Below are 22,298 nucleotides of genomic sequence, written 5' to 3' on the forward strand. Positions count from 1 at the left end.
TAAGCATTTAAAAGATTAATAACCCGTATTCTGTGCTATCTCTGGATTAATGTCAATCACACTCACCGGAATAGGCAGAAATGTTTGCCAATCTTCTATATCATTCACCGTATAAGAATATTCCGTATAAAGAAGCTCGCTGTTCAAGTAGTTGTTTACTGTCTGAGTAGCGATACCCCAACGAAGAAGATCAAACCAACGCTGGTTCTCAAAAGCCAGTTCAAGCCTGCGCTCATTACGTACAGCCTTTCTAAAATCATAAAGACCAGGCAGGTCGGTCAGTGTATACGTAGAAACACCGGCACGTTCACAAACCATATTCAAATACTTCAGATTGTCTGCCGAAGGCCCCGAGATTTCATTTGTCAATTCAGCATAAAGTAAAGCAATATCAGCCACACGAATCACAGGCCAGTCACTTTCGCCATCATACTGTGTAGTTACAGGATTTACATACTTCTTACAGTAACGGCAATTACCTTCCGTCACCCACGTCTGAGTAGTTGTATTGAAATATTTCTGGGCGATATTCACATCCAGACGTTTATCAGCTCCCGCACCTCTTTGCTCGTAAGCTGCAATAATGTTGTCAGTGGGAGTATTATAACCGGAAGAAGTACCGATAATCACATTTGCACCATTATTGACCGGAGCAAACATATTGCCGAACGGCGAACCGATACCGGCATTTCCCGAAAGGTAACGAACCGCAAAGATTATCTCCTTATTCATCTCATTGCCAATATCAAAAACCTTATCATAAGCCACAAGATCACTACCCGATTGCGGATTTCCTACAGATTCACTTTCGAGTACTTCCTTACACAGTCGGGCGGCACGGGCATATTTCTCGTCACCCGCCCGGTAGTGCGTAGCATATACTTTGGCAAGCAGCGCTTTTGCCGCGTTCAGGTCAGCACGTCCCAAGTCACCGTCCACCATCTTGCCGGGCAACAGTTCATTATTGACAATATTCTCCAAGTCTCCTTCAATAAGCGCATATACTTCATCCACCGTAGAGCGTTGCATATCACGGGCCACTTCAGAAGGAACCTTGGAAGTAACGATAAATACCGGTCCCCATAAACGGACCAGATTGAAATACTCCAATGAACGAAGAAAAAGTACTTCTCCCTCATATTGATTCCGCAATGTCTCGTCCGTCACTACATCAAGGTAAGATATAACATTGTTTACCCGTGCAATTGTAGCATAACAGGCATTCCAATACGTTTCCACCCATTCGTTTTCCGGTACGATAGTACCCTGGTCGAGCTGTTCCACCAGTCGTGTAGTATTCGAAGAAGAACCTGCAGCATACATACGTCCGTTATCCGAGCGCAATTCTGTCATGGCCCATTCGTAATACATCACATCATGCAGGGAATTATAACAACCCAGCACCAGATTATTTACCGACGAAGCATCCTTCACATACTTATCCGCCGCCACTTCCGAATAAGGATATTGATCCAAATCACAAGCGGAAAATACCATGACGATTAACAATAATCCTATATAATTTATTTTTTTCATCGTTTTCCTCCATTAAAAATTAATATCAAAACCGGCAGAAATGGTAGAAGTCAACGGGAACCCACCACGCTGATACCCCGAAATCATTGCACTGGAATAATTACCGGATGTCATACGCGACTCCGGATTAATGCCTTTGTAGCCACTTCCCCAAATATAGAGCAAGTTACTGCCCGACACATAAAAACGTACACCTGATAACTTAATCTTACGGGCAGCAGTTGCCGGCAAGGTATATCCCACTGTAAAGTTACGCAGACAAGCATAAGAAGCATTTTGCAAAGGATAATCAGTAAGCATGAGGTCATGTCCCGTTTTCACATTCTGATAAGGCGTTTTTCCGTCACCCGGATGTTCTGCGCTTACCCAACGGTTCTTTGTGTACTTCTTGTTCCACTTCTTTGTTTCATTATAATATACATCACCATTAAGCACTGTGATGCCCTGTACACCCTGAATAAGGAATGAGATGTCGAAATCTTTAATTTGGAAAGTATTGGTGATGCCCCATGTGAAATCCGGGTAAGGAGTGCCCAACGCAACCCGGTCTTCAGGAGTCAAAGAGCCGTCATTATTGGTATCGACAATGCGTATTCCCCCCGGTGCATCGTCTGAAAAATGAGGATTAGCTGCAATCTCTTCCGCACTATTCCATACACCACACGTCTTGTATCCATAGAATTGAATCAACGGCTCACCCACTTTAGCAAGATAACCCTCATTTCTTTCACCTAAAGAAATCATTTGTTGTTCACCGCCTAACTCCAATAATTTATTACGCGAAAGTGAGAAATTTATATTAGTATCCCATGAAAACTTACGGCTTTTCATATTATGCGTATCAAGCTGGATTTCCAAACCTGAGTTACGGACTTTTCCTATATTATTCCAATAGTGTGTGTAACCGGTAAACGATTGCGTCGGTTGTTCGAACAATAACGCACGTGTCACTGAATAGTAAGCATCTATCGCCAGATTGATACGGTTGTTGAAAAGTCCCAAATCCAGACCATAGTTAAACTCATCAGTCTGCTCCCATGTAATATTAGAATTAGCCAGCGAAGAAGAGATATTCGCAGAACCATTAACCAATGAACCCGTACCTTTGCCGGTCACGTAATTCGCACTGTTCAATACCTCGAGGGCTGCATTATAACTGATACGGTTATTTCCTGTCACACCATACGATGCACGAAGTTTCAAGTTAGAAATAGCCTTGATACCCTTCATGAATTTCTCTTCACTCACGCGCCAACCCAGTGATACGGAAGGGAACCAGGCATTACGGTTTCCTTTGGAAAAGAGCGATGAACGGTCCAGACGTAGAGAGGTAGACAACAAATAGCGCCCCAGATAACTATAATTGACACGTCCCAGATAAGATTCCAATACAACATCCGGATATCTGAAAGTTCCCGTACCCGCTGTATTTCCATTACCCTCACTAGCCAACTCGTAAACAGTGGCAGCATTCAAAGTATGGATGTCATCCGTAGCAAATCCCGTCGCAGCCATAGCCACCCGCTGATTCCGTGTCTTTTCTACCGTATATCCCAATAAAGCGTCAAGACTATGGTCTTTATTCTTTCCAAAGTCCAAATGGTAACTCAAGGTATTCTCACTCAACAAATCAATATAAAGTGCACTGGAATAAGTAGCACGGCTTGCTTCCTTGTCTTTCGTAGCGTCCTTATTTGCATAATAATAAGAAGGGGCAAAACGAACATTCAAGCCATTGGATGTCTTAAACTGTAATCCTTTACAAAGATCAAGCGTGAGATACATGCTGGCCAATCCTTGCATAGTCTCGCTCCAACGGAAAGTATTAGTCATTACGCTCGCCGGATTATTATTGGCAGAGCTAAATGGAGACGATTTTTCCAATACCCGGTTACCGTCGGCATCCAACAACGGATTTCCATCGGCATCCACGGCAGTCGGTGTCATAATATTGTTAAAATGGCTACCTCTTGCAAATCCGGTATATCCGGTCAGGTCTGTGCTATACGCATTGTGATAGACCGGTAAAAAAGAGGGAGTACGATAGAAATCAATAAAGTTATTTTTCGGACGTTCCGTCTTGCTATATGTACCGGATATATTAACACCCACCGTAGCTATCTTTGAGAGTTTGGTATCCACTTTAGTACGGAAATTCAGTTTGTCCAGTGAATTGTTGAGCATCACCCCCTGGTCTTTAGTATAGGCCGCTGAAATAAAATATTTCGTCTCTTTGCGTCCGCCCGAAACACTCATCTGCACATTCGTGATACCTGCCATATCACGCAAGCCCTCTTTCTGCCAGTCGGTAGTCCCCATCTGGCTTTCCAAATAAGCAGCCCCGCGAGCAGCACTCGGTACTTTCGGACCACCTAAGGCAGCTTCTTCTTCCAATAAGCCCAGCCATTCGGAAGAAGTCATCATATCATGCAACTGATAAGCGTATTTAAATCCCTGATAGAACTTAAAAGAATATTTCGGTTTGTCCGGCGTACCGCTCTTTGTCGTCACCATAATCACTCCATTGGCAGCACGTGAACCATAAATAGCAGCCGAAGCCGCATCTTTCAAAATTTCAATAGACTTCACATCCGCAGCATTGATAGACGACAAACCACCGGATACGGGAAATCCATCTATGATAACCAACGGTTCACTATCTGCGGAAATGGAACCCGTACCGCGTACCCGGATAGAAGGAGTCACACCCACTTCCGATGTCTCATTAGAAACCGTCAATCCAGTCATAGCACCTTGCAAGGCAGTAGTGACATCACTCACCGGAGCATTAATCAGTTTCTCGCCTTCCAACTTTGAAATCGAACCTGTCAAATGAGATTTCGCCTGTGTACCGTAACCGATTACCACAACATCATCCAACATCTTCGAATCTTCTTCCAACGTCACATTCACAACTGTACGTTTGCCAACCGCTTCCGCCTTATCAACGTAACCGATATACGAATAAACCAAAATTGTCTTGGAATTAGGAACCTTAATGGAGTATTTACCTTCAGCGTCCGTCACAGTACCGGTAGGAACGGCAGCGTCTTTCACTGTCACCGAAGCTCCAATCAACGGACCCTGTTCATCTATCACCTTACCAGTAACTACATGCTGGGAGTAAACGTTCAATGTCCCTACCAACAACAGGAACATCATCACGACTTTTTTTAAAATACAGGAGTTGTTCATAGATTAGTGTTTTAATTTCTGTGACAAACGTAACGATTAAAATTGGTAAACCAAAATTTTGGTCTACCAATTAATATTTATTAATAATTAGATATAAACAGCTTATAAATAACACGTTACGCGTACCTCTATATAAAAGGACAGGAGAATATTTTTACTAGAAAGCTTTACTTTGAAAGATAATATTTGTACTTTTACAGCCGAAACGGAAAAGGTCATCTTTTTAAAATATTTATATCTTATGAAAGACGAAATCAATTCGCAACCAGTTAAGCATGTAATAGAACACATAAAAAAACAAATATCAGAACGTCAGATTTTACCGGGAGAGCGTCTCCCTTCTGAGCGTAAATTATCCGAACTTCTAAAAGTCAGTCGGTCACATGTTCGCGAGGCATTGCAGAAACTGGAATTATACGGTATTGTAAAAACATATCCTCAGAGTGGAACCGTGGTATCCGAATTCTCCAAAGACCAGTTGGATACTATGATTACCGATGCATTGAAAATCAGCAGATATGATTTTTCAAGCTTGGTTTATGTACGTGTACTTCTGGAAATAGAGGTCTGCAAATTATGTGCAGTAAACCGCACAGAAGAGGATTTGAAGAATATCGAAAACACGCTTGTCGAACTGGAAGAAAAGTTTGATACAGACCTTCGTGTCGAAAAAGATTTTGCCTTTCACCAGGCCATTGCGCAAGGCGGACATAATCCGGTTATCAGTTCACTCCTGCTTATTATTACTCCTGATATTTTAAAATATTATCAAAAATATAAAGTTTGTGCCGTTCCTCAAAAAACGGTTCATGCGGAACATAGGGAAATGTTACAGAAGATAAAAGATAGGGACAAAGAAGGGATGAAAGAACTCGTGCTCCGCCACTTGGCCAATCTGATTGATTTTGCTAAAATGTCCGCGAAAGGAGATATCCCGGAATTCGAATACGGACATATCTAAGATACGTAAAAGAATAGATTTAATTAGTTGTATGCGAGAAACTATCCAGTCTCTTGCATACAACTAATTTCGTTTATATATAAAATTAATCGTCTGACTACTGTTGTTCTTTCGTCTGACTATAGTTAGACGAAAAGTCAACAGTAGTCAGACGAAAGTTCAACTATAGTCAGACGAATAAATTTATTCGATTGAAGGGTTAGTTTTATGCATACGGAAGATTAATTGATAGCGGTCGGGCAATTAATCAACATCAAATATTCACTTCACATCATCCCATGTATCCGTCCGGAAAGGAAATGCAGCCAGTCCGAAAGTATTGCGCAACGTAATATTACCTGCATAGTTACGAAAAGCATATCGCACCGCTACCGGCTGGCTCACTTGCTCACTCCATACTTGCACTGTCGGTGTACGATCGACAATTTGTGCCTTAGCCGAATAAAACTTTTTATCGTCTCCTGCAATTTCAAATCCTTCCAGGTTACAGAAGGCCGGCGCAAGTCCGGCAGAAGCATTATCAAACGTGACTGTCGCCTTACCTTCTGAATAATCGACTTTTGTCATCATAGGCCCGGTAGTTGGAAGTTTACGGATGCCATATGTTTTGGTCAAGGCAAGAGTAGCCAAACGAAGTCCCACAACATTCTTCTGAGGTGGATGGATACAAAACTCATCACCAATGTCGGTAGTAGCAATCATGCCCGAGTTAGGAATTGTTTCAAGTGCCTTTGCCTGCGCCTCTCTTAATAAGGCCGCATCAGTATCCCGACTATCCTTATATTTATGAGGAGCTATCTGAACATAATAAAAAGGCATATCCGGGGCTTCCCATACTTCCCGCCATTGTTGAACCATCGCGGTCATCATCGAAGCATAATACTGATAATTAAAAATATTCGATTCGCCCTGATACCAAAGGAAACCGCGTGCAGTAAAGTTCTTCACAGGCCACAGCATAGTATCATACATACATCCCAACCGGTGATGCATTCTTAATTCCGTACTTTTGGCAGCCGCGATATCCACACCATGAACAGAAGACAGAGTTTCCTCATTCATCCAGGACTCTATCCGGGAACCTCCCCAACTACTGATTACAAGCCCTACCGGAATATTGAGGGTTTCCGTTATTTGTCTGGCAAAGAAATAAGCAGCCGCGCTACAAGTAACAACAGCCTCCGGTGCGGACACTTCCCATTTCCGGCCCTCAAAATCCACCCGTCTCTCCACTTCTTTTGTCCTTGGGACGGCAATAAAGCGGATACGGTCACGATAATTACCCGCATTCAGAATCGTTTCCAGCGAATGGTCGATAGGCTGTCCCGTATTTCCCATCATACGCATATCCATATTAGACTGACCGGAACATACCCAAACTTCTCCTATTAAAATATCCGAAAGGGTAACACCTTCTCCATCACTGATAGTGATGGAATAAGGTGTATAACTTCCGGCAGGGGTATCTACCTTAACTGTCCAACTTCCATCCTTACCTGCCGACGTCTGATAAGTCCGGTTATTCCAGGAAGTGGTGACAGTCACTTTTTTATTATCCGCCCATCCCCATAGTTTAACACTACTATTTTGTTGGAGCACCATATGCTCCCCCATCATGGCGGGGAGCTTAATCTTACCTTGTGCAAACGTTAAGGACAAAAAACACAGAACCCAAATACTAATATACCTTTTCATCTTGTCTTACATTAAATTCGGGCTAAATTTACGGATTTATCACCAAACTCATATCATCAAGGAACGGTTGTTGATTTCCATTTCTTCTCCACACAATATATACATCTGTCTTATCAGCAGGCATAGTGAAAGTATAAGACACCTCCTTATGCTCCTCGGAACTGCTCAAAACACCCTCGGAAGCTGCGACAAACCCAAAGGTCACTTCCGGAGCCAACGGATTGGACAAAGCCGGTATGTCCGATTCGTTAATCACCGCACCAAGTCTGATATTTCCCGTCTGAGGCATTTCTGCAGCCGACGGAGTCTTGAACCAGAAAGAGAATGTATAAGACTTACCCGGAGTCAGCCCCTTTATCTTTCTCCATAACCAGTCCAAAGAGCTTGCCGTCTCATTCTCACGCATACGTATGAATAAATAAGATGCTCCGGTGTGAGGTATAGGAGAATTTGCAGCAACCCGGACAGCAGTGGCACTTGCTCCGAATTTACCGATACCCTGACTGTCCGAACCACCCCATTCGCCAAGTGCAGGCCAATATTTATTTGTAGTGATGCGTTCGAAGCTATAATCTTCTTCCGGAGTATCCAGCAAATTCACCCCACCCATCGCTTCGGTCTGCTGAATAATATCTACGCTTTTTGTAATTCCCTGAGCAGTAATGGTAATCTTTCCTTCGCGGATAGCATCATCCTCATTCCTTTCTACTACAAAATTCAATATTCCATCTTCCAAGCCCGAAGTTTCATTGGTAAAGCTAATCCATTCTACGTCAGCTGAAGCCTCCCAATCGACATTACAGACAAAAGATATTGAGTTTTTCCCGCCTTCAAAATCCAACTTTATCGGACTTTTAGTAGTGATATCCAACTGAGGCGTAGAGGTATCCCGATATTTCTGATGAATATTCAACGTCTTTTCCAACTCTCCAGCCACTAGCTTAATCACGCCGGTTCTATCCATCCCCTCTTCATTTTTGGTAATCTTGGCATTAACAATAGCACTCCAACTACCAGTTGTAGCATCCAAAGTAATCCACGAAGCATTTGTCGACACCTGCCAGTCCAAATTACAAAGGAATTCCACCGGTATAGTTCCTCCATAGGTACTAAGTGCTTCAATATCTTCTGTTATGATATACAAGGTCGGTTTGTTCTGTATTTCATCGTCATCACTACACGACTGCAAAACTCCGGCAGACACTCCGAACAACCCGGCACCTATCACCATCATCAATAATCTTACCCAATGGTATGAAATATATTTTCTCATAATCTATCACTTTTGAATTAGTCATTTATTTCTGCTGAAAGAAATCGGGTATAACCCAATAAGTCCATATATGACGACTCTCTGTTGAATGTACCCGAACTTATCAGTTGTCTGACAGGCTCGCTGTCCGGATAATACCGTAACCCCATTTCATACATACCCGGGTTATCACCGGCCTTTGTCATACGTTCCGTCTCACCGCAATAGTATCCGGACTTTATACATGAATCCATAGTCCGATAAAAATCACTGTAATACTCGAAACAATAGCGTAAATTCTCTCCGGTAGGAGCTGTATAAGCAAATAAGTCCAAGCCATTATTATAACACATACGGGCAGTTGTGGATAACAACGTGAGTGTAAGATGCGTATATTGCAATCCCTTCAATGGCCCTGTGTCGTGACGGTAACGGTCGTAAATTTCCCCTTTTACGGGAGAAGCGGAACCCGCCTTTTCTCTCGAACACGGCGTATCACCGTCCATAAATATACAACCGCTTAGCAACTCATATACATCCCTCGGATTTGCCGGAGAGTCTATGGCAAACTGAATCAATTCATCATTATCCGTAGCCAGCCCAAGCATCAATATTCCCATTGAATGAGCTACAAGATGGTTCTGATAATATTGCTTGTTAAAGTAGTCATTACTTTCCCATAAATTAATACTAATCATCCCCTCCCTGTATAACACCTGGAACCAGTCTGTTATATTCTTCTTCGTTTCATCAGTCATTATATCCTCTGAAACCAACATATCATAAGCACAAACCATCGGATACATACCTCTGGTAAGATACATGGCACTGCCGGCATCAGCTACATAACTTATATCCCTGCATGCTTTTGCCCATGCCTCTATAATCTCGACTGATTTCCGGGCATATTTCTTATCCTGCGTAAACCAGTATGCCAAAGCCAAGTCACGGGAATTCGAACCGGGAATATAACTCTCTTCAATAAATTTGGTCGGGTCTTGTCCTGTATAAGGAGCTGCCGTATAATTCAGCGCATTATTGCAACGTGCCATCAAATTATTGTAGGTCGTTGTTACACTTGCCGAACTATTGGCTTCGACCATCCGTTTTATATTCAGCAATTCCTCTTTCGTATAAAGAATAGAAGGATGTTTATGTCCTATATCAATCGTTTTCACAGATTGCTTGATTTCTATTATCTCGATGTTACCTCCACAAGCAATGGAAAGCTTTCCCATGCGGTCTTCACCGGATGTATTCTTCTCTACACGAATCTTTATAATCGCATTGCCGCTACCCTCCGTCGGACTATCAAATGTTATCCACGATACATCTGACGAAATCGTCCATTTGTCATAACAAATAAACTTAACCAATTCTTCTCCACCACCGTAGCCAATATTGACAGTATTGTCCGACACCAAAGCTATTTCCGTATTCTTTGCATTATCAGTACATGCCATGAGCATCTGTGCCAACAAGAGCAAAGTCAGGATGATTGAATATCTATATTCCAGTTTCATATTATTTTCAATTAATAGTTAACATTCTTATTCCATATAAAAAACTTCTTCCAATGGAATGCTGACAGGTGAATTATCCGGGTTGACCACCATGATGTCCGCCATATAGTCCCACCATTTCTGTACAATCTCATTGGCACCCATATCCTGAGAACCTGCACCGTCATTCTTTTGCACAGCATACAGCACATTCGTTTCCTTATCCCAAAAGATAGAATAGTCTGATACTCCGTTTGCCTTCAAAAGCTTTACCAGTTCAGGCCATATTTCATTATGCCGTTTTTGATATTCCTGTTCAAAACCGGGCTTCAGATACATTTTAAAAGCTTCTCTTTTCATTGTTTACCTCCATTTGTCTACATTAAGTAAATACGAAAAAACAGACAGGTTACCATCCCGGATTATTAGGTTTTAAAGCTGGATTTCGTTGAATCTCTTCACTTGGGACAGGCCACAAGTAATCTCTTTCCGAGAATTTTCGTGTAAAGCGGATTTCACCGGTAAAGTCTTTCTCCTGACGATTATTCAAATATTGCACAGCCAATCCCCAGCGTCTCAAATCACTAAAACGATGCCCCTCACCGACAAGTTCTACTGCCCGCTCATGCATAATACGTTCAAACATCTCTTCTTTATCGGAAACCTGTAACCAAGCCGGGCCACTATTCAATGCCGGCATATTCGTCGATTGCCTTCTTCTTACCTTATTCAGTTCAGCGACAGCCTTGTCCAATTGATTATCTTCATTATAAGCCTCAGCCAACATTAACAATACATCAGCAAAACGGATAATAGGGAAGTTGATAGGCGTATAATTACGATTGGTGATTGCGCCACCCATATCCTCAACAGGAACAAATTTCCGGTAGAAATACACATTCCACCCCCTGTCATTCTGAATAAACCCATTGGCTACCGTAGTACCTGCCGCAACTGCGTACAACTGTTTTTTGGCTCCTGTTCCCACTATATATCCATTATAATAAGAATAAGGAACAATCAGCGACTGCATCATTCTCGGGTCCCTTCCCCGGTAGATTTCACCCAATAAGGTAGTATCCGGAATGGTTTCCAACTTTTGTTTTGTCGAATTCAACGTTGCTTGAAACGCTTTCTTCTTCACTGCATCGCTTTCATTATATCCGGAAATATAATTGTTCCAGTCAAATTTCCGCCCATCCTTTTCTTCATACATATCTGCCAAAGTTACCGACGGCATACACGTGGCACGGCCACCGCCATAAGAGCCTCGCGTCCCATACAAAGTACAAAGTGGCATACCATATAAATTATCAGTAGTACCCTTATTTTGAATAGCAAAGACCGTTTCGTTGTCATTAGGAACCGGCCCTGCCGAAGTGAATAGTGTCAGATAATCCGGATATAACTGATAACCGTACTGATTCGTTTTGTTATATACGATTTCCTCAAAATCGGCAATTGCCTCATCCCAGTTCTTTGTATATAGATGCGCCTTTCCACGCAGGGCATAAGCCGCCCCTTTCGTTACTCTTCCGTAGTCGGATGCGTCCCATTTGAGAGGAAGGTTTGCAATGGCAAAAGTCAAATCCTTAATAATAAAGTCCCAGACTTCCTCCCGTGAATTACGGGGTAACAGCATTTCATTGAAAGATTCGGAAACTTCCCAACTTTCATCATAGATAGGCACTCCGCCAAAAAAATCGGCTAAATGGAAATAATACAAGGCACGCAAAAAATGGGCTTCCCCCAGGACATTATTTTTCACCTGATTGTCTATTGACATACCCGACACATTCTTGATAACGGTATTGGCACGCTGCACACCATCATAAGTGTCCTGCCAGTTTTGTACCAGGAAATCATACGCGCCGTTATATGTACCCTGCTCCACCGGCCCGCCCGGACCGTGAGCTACATCCGAATAAGTATCAAAAAGAGGCATATAACCATAAGCACCATAATCTTTCAGTTGGGCATATACGCCCATAACTCCCGATTTGGCATCGGCTTCCGTTTTCCAATAATTACCCTGAGCGACCTTATCATACGGAGCCACATCCAAATCATAACAACTGCTGAATCCCAGCATCACTGCAACTGCTATAATAATATAATTGACTGTTTTCATAATCGTAATTTTTAAAAGACTAGATTTATACCTACTGTTATCTGCTTCATCGTAGGATAAGTTGTGCCGCTTATCTCCGGGTCAATTCCTTTGTAGGAAGTAAAGGTTAACATATTCTCCAGGCTAGTGTATAAGCGTAACTGGGATATATCCAGTTTCTGAAGAAGTTTCTTCGGAAGCTTGTATCCTATCTGAACATTCTTCAATCGCAAATACGACTTATTCTGAACCCAGAAATCATTAGGCTGGGCATTTATCGTATTCAGACCGGTCAGCAATCGGGGATAAGTAGCATTCGTACGCCCTTCACGCCAGGCACCTTCAGCTATCTCTTTATTGATTACATCACCATAATTGATATATCCCATATAGAACTTATCCTGCCAATATACCTGCAGACCGGCGTTGCCCTGGAATAGACAAGAGAAGTCAAACCCATTCCATTCCGCCCCCAACGAGAACCCATACGTCAGGCGGGGAGCAAGTCCATGCCCTACTGCGTACTTATCATTATCGTCAATGATACCGTCGCCATTCAAGTCTTTATACAAGAAATCACCTTTCTTCGGAGTCCCGTAGGAAGCGAACGGGTTGACACGTTGACTCGTAGCAGCATCAATCGGCGCATCTTTAATCATCTTCTCAACAAACAACATATCTTCGTCCGTTTGCAGAATCCGGTCTACCGCCAATACATACTGGATATTGATAGGATAACCTTCCTGAATCATATTCGTCCCCGAAATCGACCTTTCCTCTCCTTTAAACCGGGTTACTTCATTGTCGATGAAAGTAAAGTTACCACCCACAAAATAATTTACCTTACCTATCCGGTGATTCCATTTCAGATTCATTTCCAGTCCCCTGTTCCGTACTCTTGCCGCATTTTGGGTAGGGATAGACGCATTGCCTACAAGCAATGGTGCCGGCAAGTCGATAAGAATATCATGAGTATCCTTATTAAAAAGTTCGATTGTACCATCCAGCTTTGAACCGAAAAGACTGAAATCAAGTCCGATATTGGTGACATAGGTCGTTTCCCATGATACCATCGCATTGGCCAGTTGGGTCTGCGCCAGTCCCGGCACAACAGAGTTCCCCAGCACATAATTATCTTTATTGTACACGGACTGATATTCGTAATTATCTACCGCATTATTACCCAGTGCCCCCCATGAAAGCCTCAACTTCAGCATATCAAGCCATTTGACTGGTTTCATGACGTTCTCCTCCGACATTCGCCAACCCAAGGAGAAGGAAGGGAATGTCCCCCACCGATGATTCTTATGGAAGCGTGAAGAGCCGTCACGACGGATATTCCCCTCAAACAGATATTTATCCGCCCACGCCAGATTGATTCGTCCGAAATAAGAACGCATCACCCAGTCCGTCGCAGCTCCGCTTGTCTCAGAATCTCCGGTAGCACCATTGATGACAGACAAGTTATCCGCAAGCAGATCATACCGCTTCGCTTCAAACCATTTTACATTGTCTTTCTCCTGGCTGGCTCCCGCCAGTACACCTACATCCAGCTTATCGAAGAATGTCTTTTGATAACGTGCCACTACATCAGCCACATGATGCGTATTCGTCCAGTTCTTGTTTCTCACAAACGTTCTGCCGGCTGCCAACTGAGTTATTGTATTGGATTGAAAACTCCAGCGATCAGCATAAACCGGGGTTTCCTCCTCTTGCAGATTATTACGGCGATACGTGTAAGACGCTTCTATATTTAAACCTTTGAAAACCTTTATATTCCCCCAAAAACGGGATGTGATGTTATTGACTTCAATATCTCCCTGATACATGTTCAAATGATAGAGAGGACTTTGTACCTGCTGATTCTCCTCCGGGTTCTCTGCCGCCCCATATCTGCCGTCCGGATGCCGGTAGACGATGCCGGGACTGGAAATATTACTGAAAAGCGAACTCATATATTTGGAGCCCATTTCTGCATTTGATGTCAGCCCGCTGATATTCATGCCCAATGTAATCCACGGCTTCAACTCCGCATTCACATTCAGCCGGGCAGTAAACCGTTCATAGGCAGAGTTCTCCACAATACCCGGATTGTTCAGATAAGCCACAGAACCAAATGCTTTCAATTTCTGATTCCCGACAGAGAAGGATAAATTATGATTGGTAGACACACCTGTCGAAAAGACTTCATCCTCCCATTTCGTATTCGGATACAGATAAGGTTCGTTGGGGTGCACTCTCCATTCCGCAATTTTCCGTTCCGAATATACCGGCACTGCCGTCGGGTCGACATTGTAAGCCGCTTCATTATAATATTCCATATAATCAGCGTAATTGTACACCGTCTCAATGGTATTCGACGGTTTCTGGAAAGAAACATACCCATTATAAGAAATGGAAGCTTTGCCTTCCGAACCCTTCTTGGTCGTTATCAGAATAACTCCATTGGCTGCTCTCGAACCATAAATGGCGGAAGATGATGCGTCCTTCAATACAGAAACGGATTCCACGTCCTGCGGGTTGACTTCATTGATATTCCCTTCCGCACCATCAATAATGACCAACGGAGAGGAATTGTTCAGTGTTCCCTGCCCTCTGATAAGCAATGTGGCTCCATCATTATTAGGCCGGGCTGAACCTTGGTTGACATACAGTCCCGAACTTAATCCCGCCAGTCCGGTTGAAAGGCTTGTCATCGGACGACTTTCGGCCTGTTCTGTCAGGTTCACCGTAGACACCGAACCCGTCAGGTTGACTTTCTTTTGGGTGGCGTATCCTACGACTACCACTTCTTCCAATGTTTTTCCATCTTCAATCAAGGTGATAGTCGCCCCATTTGCCTTTGATGCCACCATTTCCCGGGAAGCATATCCCATATAGGAAATGACTAGTATATCTCCTGCCTGAGCCTTGACAGAAAAGCGACCGTCTATATTAGTGATAGTCCCCGTCTGCTTGTCTTTCACCTGAACAGTAGCTCCAATCATAGGCTCATTGTCCGTATCTACGACTTTCCCGTTTATATTCAACGGCTCCTGAGCCCATATGCCGACTAGCGGAATCATGAGCATGAACATAATCATATAGAATGAATATATTCCTTTACTGATGTTTCTCTGTTTCATAGATATTAATTATTAAAGATTATTTTATTCAATACAACGTCCGTGAGTCAAAACCACCGGGCCCAATAGATGCAGGTTATGGGCAGTGCGGTCATTGGCACGTAAAACGTCATTAAAGGTCTTCTCCTCTGGGTAACGGGCATGCGCTACTTCCCACAGCGTGAATACAGACTGGTCATTGTAATTTATCCAGGAGTCCTCGCCTGCATAGAATCCACCTTTGATGGAAGCATCCTTAGTGATATAAAAATCAGCATAAAAGAGTAACGGCAATTTGATACTTTCACCGGTAGGAGCTACATATTGATGAATGTCCAAGCCATTCAAACGTCCCATCTCTGCTGTAATCATCAGTAGGTTGGTAGATAGTCCGGCATATTGCAAGGCTCTGTTCGGTTTCGTAGTCTGCCCGTAATGTGTTAATGCAAAATGCCTGTACCTGTCCATTATCTCCCCATCCTGCGCAGGCCACGAGCCGGGTTCGCCGGAATAAGGCGGTTGTCCTTTCATCAGAATGATGCCTTCAATCACTTTCTTTACACTGTGCGGATTCGTTTCTCCGTCATATACATAGTTTACCAACTTATGATCACGCAAAATAATACCAATGGACATTAGTCCCACAACCTCCGCGACGATATGATTCTGGAAATACTGTTTACCAAAATAGTCATTCTCCACCCAGCGTTTCATTCCCTCTTCTATATGGGGAAGTAGTATTCTGAGCCATCCCTCAAACTGCTTCCGTTTGCTTTTTTCTATCAAGTTATCCGCACAAAGCAAATCATAAGCATAAAGAAACGCAAATACACCACGTGATACCAACATTCCCGTATTAGGATAGAACTTATCCGGGTCGAAATAAGTACCCGGCGCGTCTTTGGGTGAAGACCACTCATTGATAATTTCAATGGCTTTGCGTGCATAACGCTTGTCTTTAGTTATCTGATAACCTATTGCCAAATCCCTTGCAGCCGAACCGTCACGTATGGCGGCCTTATAAAATGACATACTGGCATCTCCCCGATATACATTCACTTTCCATTTTCCGTCTGCATAACCGTCAATTTCATTCTTAAGTCTTTCCCAAGCCGTTTTCCAAGGCTCAATGCCCGAAAGGGCATTTCCTCTCATCAACTCTATATCTGTATTCGATAAAACCAGGCGGGGATGTTCCGCTTTGATTCTAACCGACTGGTTCTGAGAAAGTGATTTGCTTGCAATGAGGCTCATCAGAAACAGAAGCAACGATGCTTTCATCAACTTGTTTTTCATATAGTAATGATTTTAATTAAGAACTCTATTCTTTCAAACACATAGCCCTGTATCTCATTAGTGCTTCCACAAAATAATAATCAGCATAAGTCAAGGGTACATCTACCTCGCTGTTCTGAGGTAAGAAACCAACACTATGTTTAAGTATAAAATTAGCATTCTCTCCCGGCTTTGCCAGATATTCGTCCGAAGCCAACGTTTTAAGTTGTGTTTCAGCAACAGTGATATAGTCTTGCCCGGTTGCTTTATCCACATAGTCCGACAGTTCCAACAAGGCAGACGCCATGATAGCAGCAGCCGAAGCATCTCTCAAGACATTCGGAACACCAGGGTCGTCAAAATCCCAGTAGGGAATCTTATCCTGTGGCATCTTCGGGTGGTTAATCAAGAACCGGGCGATATGCTTGGCTTGTTCCAGATAGCGTGGTTGTTTCGTCTCCCTATACATCATCGTATATCCGTATAACGCCCAGGATTGTCCCCTGCTCCATACCGACTCATCAGCATATCCTTGCCATGTACATTTTTGAAGCGCGTTCCCGCTTATCGTGTCATAGTTCACCACATGATAACAACTATAATCCGGTCTGAAATGATTCGCCATTGTTTTGTCAGCATGGGAGATTGCCATATTGTAGAAACTCTTGTCACCTGAGAACTCCGTCGCACGGCAGAGCAATTCAAGATTCATCATATTATCAATGATTACGGGAAACTGCCAATGCAAGGTTCCCGGATGGCTCCATGAACGCGTGCATCCTACGGCTGAACGATAGCGCGTAGATAACGACCGGGCGGTCGTAGTAATTATATCAATACAGGAAGTATCACCCAATAACCGGTATTTATTCCCGAAAGAACAGTTAATCATAAAGCCGACATCATGATTGTCCTTATTATACTTCTGAATCTCCACTCTGTCACTCATTCTGGAAGCCATCTCCTTTAGTTGCTCGTCTCCGGTATATTCATATAAGTACCAAAGAGTTCCGGGATAAAAGCCGCTCGTCCAGAAATAAGAGTCCGAGGTTTCAAGCCCGCCGTTTTTATCCACCGAACGGGGTAACATCTCCGGAATAGAATCCATGACAGCGTACATATGCTTATATTGTTCTACCGCCCGATTCAAGGCATAATCGACAACGTGTTCCATAGAAGGTTCCGGAGTTGTTACACATCCTGATACCATAAATGAGAGCAGGCATATCACCACATAATTTTTCATATTTTCTTTGCTTATAATTTGGGGTATATTAAAAATTAAAAGATTCATCCAAAGGCTTTCGTTTGGCAACAAGAGCAAAAGTAGGAGATTACGGGAAGCAGTATTGGATAAAAAAGTACCAAAGGTTCTACAATTTTGTTCATATCCCTGTTACAAACCGCTTTTCGTTTCATTATCTCAAAAAATAACGATACATTTGTAATTATCGAACCTGCCATCAGATATAAGATGTATAATAAATAGTCCCCCACTATATAAATCCCTAAGATGAATTTCAAAATTAAATATAGGAAGTTCCGAAAACAATAGAAACTTAATTAACGCTTTTAATATATGGCTGAACATAACAGACTGGTTGCTATTATATTTATGCTGGTTGCGTGCATTTCATCCGCCGTTGCGTCCGAAACGGTAAACTTTCAGCATTTGTCACTCAATTCGATGTTTCCCCAGATAACCATCAACGGACTTTATCAGGATGAGTCCGGCGTCTTGTGGATTGGAACTAAAGACGGCGTGAAGAAGTATAACGGGAATTATATCGAGTCTGTCAACTTCATGGGAATAAACAACTGGATACAGTCCAACCTTGTTCCGACAATTTGTGGGGACAAGAAAGGGCATTTATACGTCAATACGGATTACAGCATCATTGAATATAACCTGATAAAAGAGGAAAGCCGTATCATATTCAGCCAGCCGAACACACAGATATTGCCGTCCATCGCTTTCAACTACGGCATCAACTCTCTATGGATTGGTTTACTGGACAGTGTCTATAATTATAAGGAAGGAATATGCCAGGCCAAATACAAAATTGACAGTAATAACCTGAGCATTTCGTCATTGAAAGAAGCATCTGACAAAATGCTATATATCGGAACCAAACATGACGGTGTATTTTCCATCGACCCATCGGGCAGACAACGGAAAATACTGACCACCCGCAGCGAAATTATATCCATAAACGAAGACAGCCGGAATAACGTCTGGGTGGGCACTCTGAATGAAGGGTTATTCAAATTAACTCCGTCGGGAGATATCGTCCAATATACGGAACCTACCTTAGCCAGCAACTATGTAAGGACGGTATGCGAAGATAACAATGGAAATATCTGGGTAGGAACCATGTTGGGATTGAACGTCATAAACCCGAAAACAGGTGATATCAGTTTTTATGGTCTGGAGAAAGAAGGCAGTGTGGGATTGAGCAACCTCTCTGTCTGGATTATAATGAAGGACGACCAAGGCACGATGTGGTTCGGCACTTACTACGGTGGGCTGGACTACTACAATCCGCACACCGACATTTTCGAATACAATAATCTGAAACTGGGACACGCCGGAATCGGGCCTGTAATCAGCAAAATTATAGAAGACAGGACGGGGCGTCTATGGATAAGCACAGAAGGGGACGGCCTGGTGTCATACCTGCCCGCAACCAATGACTATACATATTACACGAAAGAAAACCATACAATATCCCACAATAATGTCAAGACCCTGTATTATGATAATGCGTCCAATACAGTATGGGTAGGAACTCATCTCGGCGGACTTTGCAGCTACTCAATTGACAAAAAAGAATTCAAGCATTTCACTATTGATTCGTCCGACCACACAAAACGCTCAGAAATCGTTCAAGCTATCATCCGCCACAAGAATATCTTATATCTGGGTACGCTCTCAGGTGTATATTATATGAATCTGGAAGATTACAGCATCAAGAAAATATCTCTTCTTGACAAATACATCTATGCCGTAAATTCATTGATGATAGACAAACAGGACAACCTGTGGATTGGGGGAAATAACCTGTGTTACTACAGCATCAAACAAAACTATGTACGTAGCCTCGACAAATATCTAGCGCAAATCACCGCTTCTTCAAAGAATACCATAACATCTCTTATCCAAGACAACGACAATCGTATCATAGCCACAACATTAGGCGCAGGTATTCTTATTTATTATCCGGCTCAGGACAGGCTCGAACAGATAAACGGCAAGAATAGTAATCTCGACAGCGATTATCTGAGTGCCGTTTATTCTTTATCCCGCCATCAGCTTCTGGTCACCAGTGCAAACGGCTTGTCCTATATCGACCTCAACACAAAGAGAAGCTACAATTATAAATCGCAGAACAAGTTCGTCCTTCCGTCAATGATTCCGGGCGACATCATGAAGACCAGTGATAACCGCATCGTCATGGGTGGAATAAACGGCCTTGCCATTATTTCCGAAAGCAACTTATTCCCGGAAAGTCTGCCCACTAAGATGTTTTTCTCCAAACTATTCGTTAACAACAAGGAAGTAGCGGCAAACGATTCTTCACGGATATTACCCCAATCTCTTTTCGCAACAGACCACATCAAACTGAAACATCACGAAAATAACATATCCGTCGAAATCGGAACCAATGACTTCGTTAATCTCGGACAGTCCAAATATCAATATAAACTGGACGGATATAACCATACCTGGATTGAACTTCATCCCCAGAAATCAATCAACTACATGAACTTACCTTATGGAGATTATAAGTTAAAAGTAAGAAACATCTCTTTTAAGGATGAAGCCGAACTTAATGAAATCAGTCTCGGGATTACGATTATCCCCCCGGTTTATGCCACCTGGTACGCTTATCTCTTATATACATTACTGATATTATCCGTCATCGTCAGCATCGCCTATTTCTACCGTTCCAAGTTATTGCTAAGAAACTCACTGGAACTTGAAAGACGGGACAAACTGCAAAAAGATGCGATAAACGAATCCAAGATGCGTTTTCTCGGGAACATATCACATGAATTAAAAACACCTATTGCGCTGATATCCGGGCAACTGGAGCTTATCCTTATGTCCAATTATTCATTGCCAACCATTCAGAATAGTTTGCGTGAAGTACACAACAGGGCTGCCAAAATGGGAGCTTTGATAAACGAACTTCTCGATTTCCTAAAATACAACAAGGAGAATTTCTCATTAAGAATCAAGCAGCAGGATATAGTGCTATTCACACAAGAGATATATGATTCTTTCGTCAGTTATGCCGAATTAAAGAATATACATTTCAATTTTGTGTTCGACCAAAAGAGCCGGTACGCGTGGTTTGACGAAGTTCAGCTACAAAAGGTATTCAATAATATCCTGTCAAATGCTTTTAAGTTCACTCCGGAAAACGGAACGGTCGAGATAAAAATAACCTCATCGGATTCTTCTGTAATTATAACTTTCACCGATTCCGGCATCGGAATTCCCAAAGATATGACTGGGCGAATCTTTGAACGTTTCTTCCAGGTGAATAACTCCGTAAACAGAGAATTATCCAATACCGGAACCGGCATAGGATTATCGCTGTCACTCAACATCGTAAAAGCCCATCACGGACAAATAACAGTGGAAAGTGAAGAACACAAAGGAAGTTCGTTCATTGTTGAATTACCTGTCGGCAAGGAGCACTTCAAGGAAGACAAAAATGTCACTATTATAGAAGATGAAGGGAACAAGGAAATTATCAACAACGCTATAAGCATAGAAAGCAAAAAAGAAAACCTGGAAGATTTCATCGCACAGCAAAAAAAGGACTTCGACCATTCATCTACCTTGCTTATCGTTGAAGATGATGATGAATTGCGGAAACTGCTTATAGAGATATTTGAACCTATTTTTGAAATCTTTGAGACCAAGAATGGTGAAGAGGCATTTAAGATTGCACAGTTAAACTCACCGGACCTTATTTTATCAGATGTCATGATGCCCGGCATTTCCGGCATAAATCTCTGCGCAAGAATAAAATCACACTTTGATACCAGTCACATACCGGTCATCCTGCTCACTGCACTAAGCAGTGTGGAACATAATATTAAAGGTCTGAATTGCGGGGCTGATGATTATATCACTAAACCTTTTAATATCAGAATCCTAATCGCCAAATGTATTAACCTACTAAATAACAGACGAAAATTACAAGAACGATACAGAGCATTAGAAAACAGCAGTGCGGAACAACTGACTGATAACAAACTCGACCAGGATTTTATTGACCAGATAATAAGAATTGTACAAACCAGACTGGAAGAAGGAAACGGAGATATTAACGTCACACTACTATGTGCTGAGTTAGGGCTGAGCCGGACAAAGTTATTCTTGAAAATGAAGAAGATAACTGGAGAATCCCCCCATTCCTTTATCCAAAATATAAAGCTGAAAACTGCCGCTAAAATGCTTCGGGAAAATGAAGAATACAACATCAGCGATATTAGTTTTCAGCTAGGTTTCAGTTCATTGAACTATTTCGGAAAAAGCTTCAAGGAGTATTTCGGTATGTCTCCTACTGCTTATCGAAAGGTTCATCAAGAACAAAAAGAATAATGCTGCTTTACAAGAATTCGGTTTATATAAAAAGAACCATAAGCATGT

The 22,298-nt window shown here is 42.4% G+C and carries 12 protein-coding genes; 2 read left to right on the forward strand and 10 right to left on the reverse strand.

The window, feature by feature from the left end:
- Positions 1 to 15: 15 nt before the first annotated feature.
- Together RDN93_RS03110 and RDN93_RS03115 are read right to left on the reverse strand one after the other, a co-directional pair.
- Entirely contained in the window at positions 16 to 1,536 is a 1,521-nt protein-coding gene (locus RDN93_RS03110; RefSeq protein ID WP_278715274.1) for a RagB/SusD family nutrient uptake outer membrane protein, read from the reverse strand.
- 12 nt (positions 1,537 to 1,548) lie between these two features.
- Positions 1,549 to 4,731, reverse strand: a complete 3,183-nt coding sequence (locus tag RDN93_RS03115; protein WP_308744196.1) for a TonB-dependent receptor — start codon at positions 4,729 to 4,731, stop codon at positions 1,549 to 1,551.
- 241 nt (positions 4,732 to 4,972) lie between these two features.
- On the opposite strand from RDN93_RS03115, the gene RDN93_RS03120 reads away from it, so the two are divergent.
- Entirely contained in the window at positions 4,973 to 5,692 is a 720-nt protein-coding gene (locus RDN93_RS03120; protein ID WP_008641360.1) for a FadR/GntR family transcriptional regulator, read from the forward strand.
- Between the two features lie 261 nt (positions 5,693 to 5,953).
- Here the strand turns inward: RDN93_RS03120 and RDN93_RS03125 are convergent, their stop codons facing one another.
- Genes RDN93_RS03125 through RDN93_RS03160 form a run of 8 tightly spaced genes read right to left on the reverse strand, consistent with a single transcriptional unit; the run spans position 5,954 to position 17,876 of the window.
- Complete coding sequence (locus RDN93_RS03125; protein ID WP_308744197.1) at positions 5,954 to 7,387, reverse strand: sialate O-acetylesterase; 1,434 nt, start codon at positions 7,385 to 7,387, stop codon at positions 5,954 to 5,956.
- A 28-nt stretch (positions 7,388 to 7,415) separates the two neighbouring features.
- Complete coding sequence (locus RDN93_RS03130) at positions 7,416 to 8,660, reverse strand: BACON domain-containing protein (RefSeq protein WP_308744198.1); 1,245 nt, start codon at positions 8,658 to 8,660, stop codon at positions 7,416 to 7,418.
- A 17-nt stretch (positions 8,661 to 8,677) separates the two neighbouring features.
- Positions 8,678 to 10,162 carry an alginate lyase family protein gene (locus tag RDN93_RS03135; RefSeq protein ID WP_308744199.1) on the reverse strand — a complete coding sequence of 495 codons (1,485 nt, stop codon included), beginning with the start codon at positions 10,160 to 10,162 and terminating at the stop codon, positions 8,678 to 8,680.
- A gap of 27 nt (positions 10,163 to 10,189) precedes the next feature.
- On the reverse strand, positions 10,190 to 10,501 hold the full coding sequence (gene rhaM, locus RDN93_RS03140) for an L-rhamnose mutarotase (RefSeq protein ID WP_308744200.1): 312 nt from the start codon (positions 10,499 to 10,501) through the stop codon (positions 10,190 to 10,192).
- 49 nt (positions 10,502 to 10,550) lie between these two features.
- Positions 10,551 to 12,272: a RagB/SusD family nutrient uptake outer membrane protein gene (locus tag RDN93_RS03145; protein WP_308744201.1), complete on the reverse strand. Its 1,722-nt coding sequence runs from the start codon at positions 12,270 to 12,272 to the stop codon at positions 10,551 to 10,553.
- Positions 12,273 to 12,283: 11 nt separating this feature from the next.
- Positions 12,284 to 15,376 carry a TonB-dependent receptor gene (locus RDN93_RS03150; RefSeq protein ID WP_308744202.1) on the reverse strand — a complete coding sequence of 1,031 codons (3,093 nt, stop codon included), beginning with the start codon at positions 15,374 to 15,376 and terminating at the stop codon, positions 12,284 to 12,286.
- Between the two features lie 24 nt (positions 15,377 to 15,400).
- On the reverse strand, positions 15,401 to 16,651 hold the full coding sequence (locus RDN93_RS03155; protein WP_308744203.1) for an alginate lyase family protein: 1,251 nt from the start codon (positions 16,649 to 16,651) through the stop codon (positions 15,401 to 15,403).
- Positions 16,652 to 16,676: 25 nt separating this feature from the next.
- Positions 16,677 to 17,876 carry a glycoside hydrolase family 88 protein gene (locus RDN93_RS03160; RefSeq protein WP_242398620.1) on the reverse strand — a complete coding sequence of 400 codons (1,200 nt, stop codon included), beginning with the start codon at positions 17,874 to 17,876 and terminating at the stop codon, positions 16,677 to 16,679.
- 333 nt (positions 17,877 to 18,209) lie between these two features.
- On the opposite strand from RDN93_RS03160, the gene RDN93_RS03165 reads away from it, so the two are divergent.
- The gene (locus RDN93_RS03165) at positions 18,210 to 22,250 is read left to right on the forward strand and encodes a two-component regulator propeller domain-containing protein (protein ID WP_308744204.1); all 4,041 of its coding nucleotides are present in this window, start codon (positions 18,210 to 18,212) and stop codon (positions 22,248 to 22,250) included.
- Positions 22,251 to 22,298 lie beyond the last annotated feature (48 nt).

The organism is uncultured Bacteroides sp. (genome assembly GCF_902491285.1).
Lineage (GTDB): Bacteria > Bacteroidota > Bacteroidia > Bacteroidales > Bacteroidaceae > Bacteroides.

Excerpts from the sequence above, each read along its gene's own strand:
- RDN93_RS03110 (WP_278715274.1), bottom strand. The coding sequence starts at position 1,536 with ATGAAAAAAATAAATTATATAGGATTATTGTTAATCGTCATGGTATTT.
- RDN93_RS03115 (WP_308744196.1), bottom strand. The coding sequence starts at position 4,731 with ATGAACAACTCCTGTATTTTAAAAAAAGTCGTGATGATGTTCCTGTTG.
- RDN93_RS03120 (WP_008641360.1), top strand. The coding sequence starts at position 4,973 with ATGAAAGACGAAATCAATTCGCAACCAGTTAAGCATGTAATAGAACAC.
- RDN93_RS03125 (WP_308744197.1), bottom strand. The coding sequence starts at position 7,387 with ATGAAAAGGTATATTAGTATTTGGGTTCTGTGTTTTTTGTCCTTAACG.
- RDN93_RS03130 (WP_308744198.1), bottom strand. The coding sequence starts at position 8,660 with ATGAGAAAATATATTTCATACCATTGGGTAAGATTATTGATGATGGTG.
- RDN93_RS03135 (WP_308744199.1), bottom strand. The coding sequence starts at position 10,162 with ATGAAACTGGAATATAGATATTCAATCATCCTGACTTTGCTCTTGTTG.
- rhaM (WP_308744200.1), bottom strand. The coding sequence starts at position 10,501 with ATGAAAAGAGAAGCTTTTAAAATGTATCTGAAGCCCGGTTTTGAACAG.
- RDN93_RS03145 (WP_308744201.1), bottom strand. The coding sequence starts at position 12,272 with ATGAAAACAGTCAATTATATTATTATAGCAGTTGCAGTGATGCTGGGA.
- RDN93_RS03150 (WP_308744202.1), bottom strand. The coding sequence starts at position 15,376 with ATGAAACAGAGAAACATCAGTAAAGGAATATATTCATTCTATATGATT.
- RDN93_RS03155 (WP_308744203.1), bottom strand. The coding sequence starts at position 16,651 with ATGAAAAACAAGTTGATGAAAGCATCGTTGCTTCTGTTTCTGATGAGC.
- RDN93_RS03160 (WP_242398620.1), bottom strand. The coding sequence starts at position 17,876 with ATGAAAAATTATGTGGTGATATGCCTGCTCTCATTTATGGTATCAGGA.
- RDN93_RS03165 (WP_308744204.1), top strand. The coding sequence starts at position 18,210 with ATGGCTGAACATAACAGACTGGTTGCTATTATATTTATGCTGGTTGCG.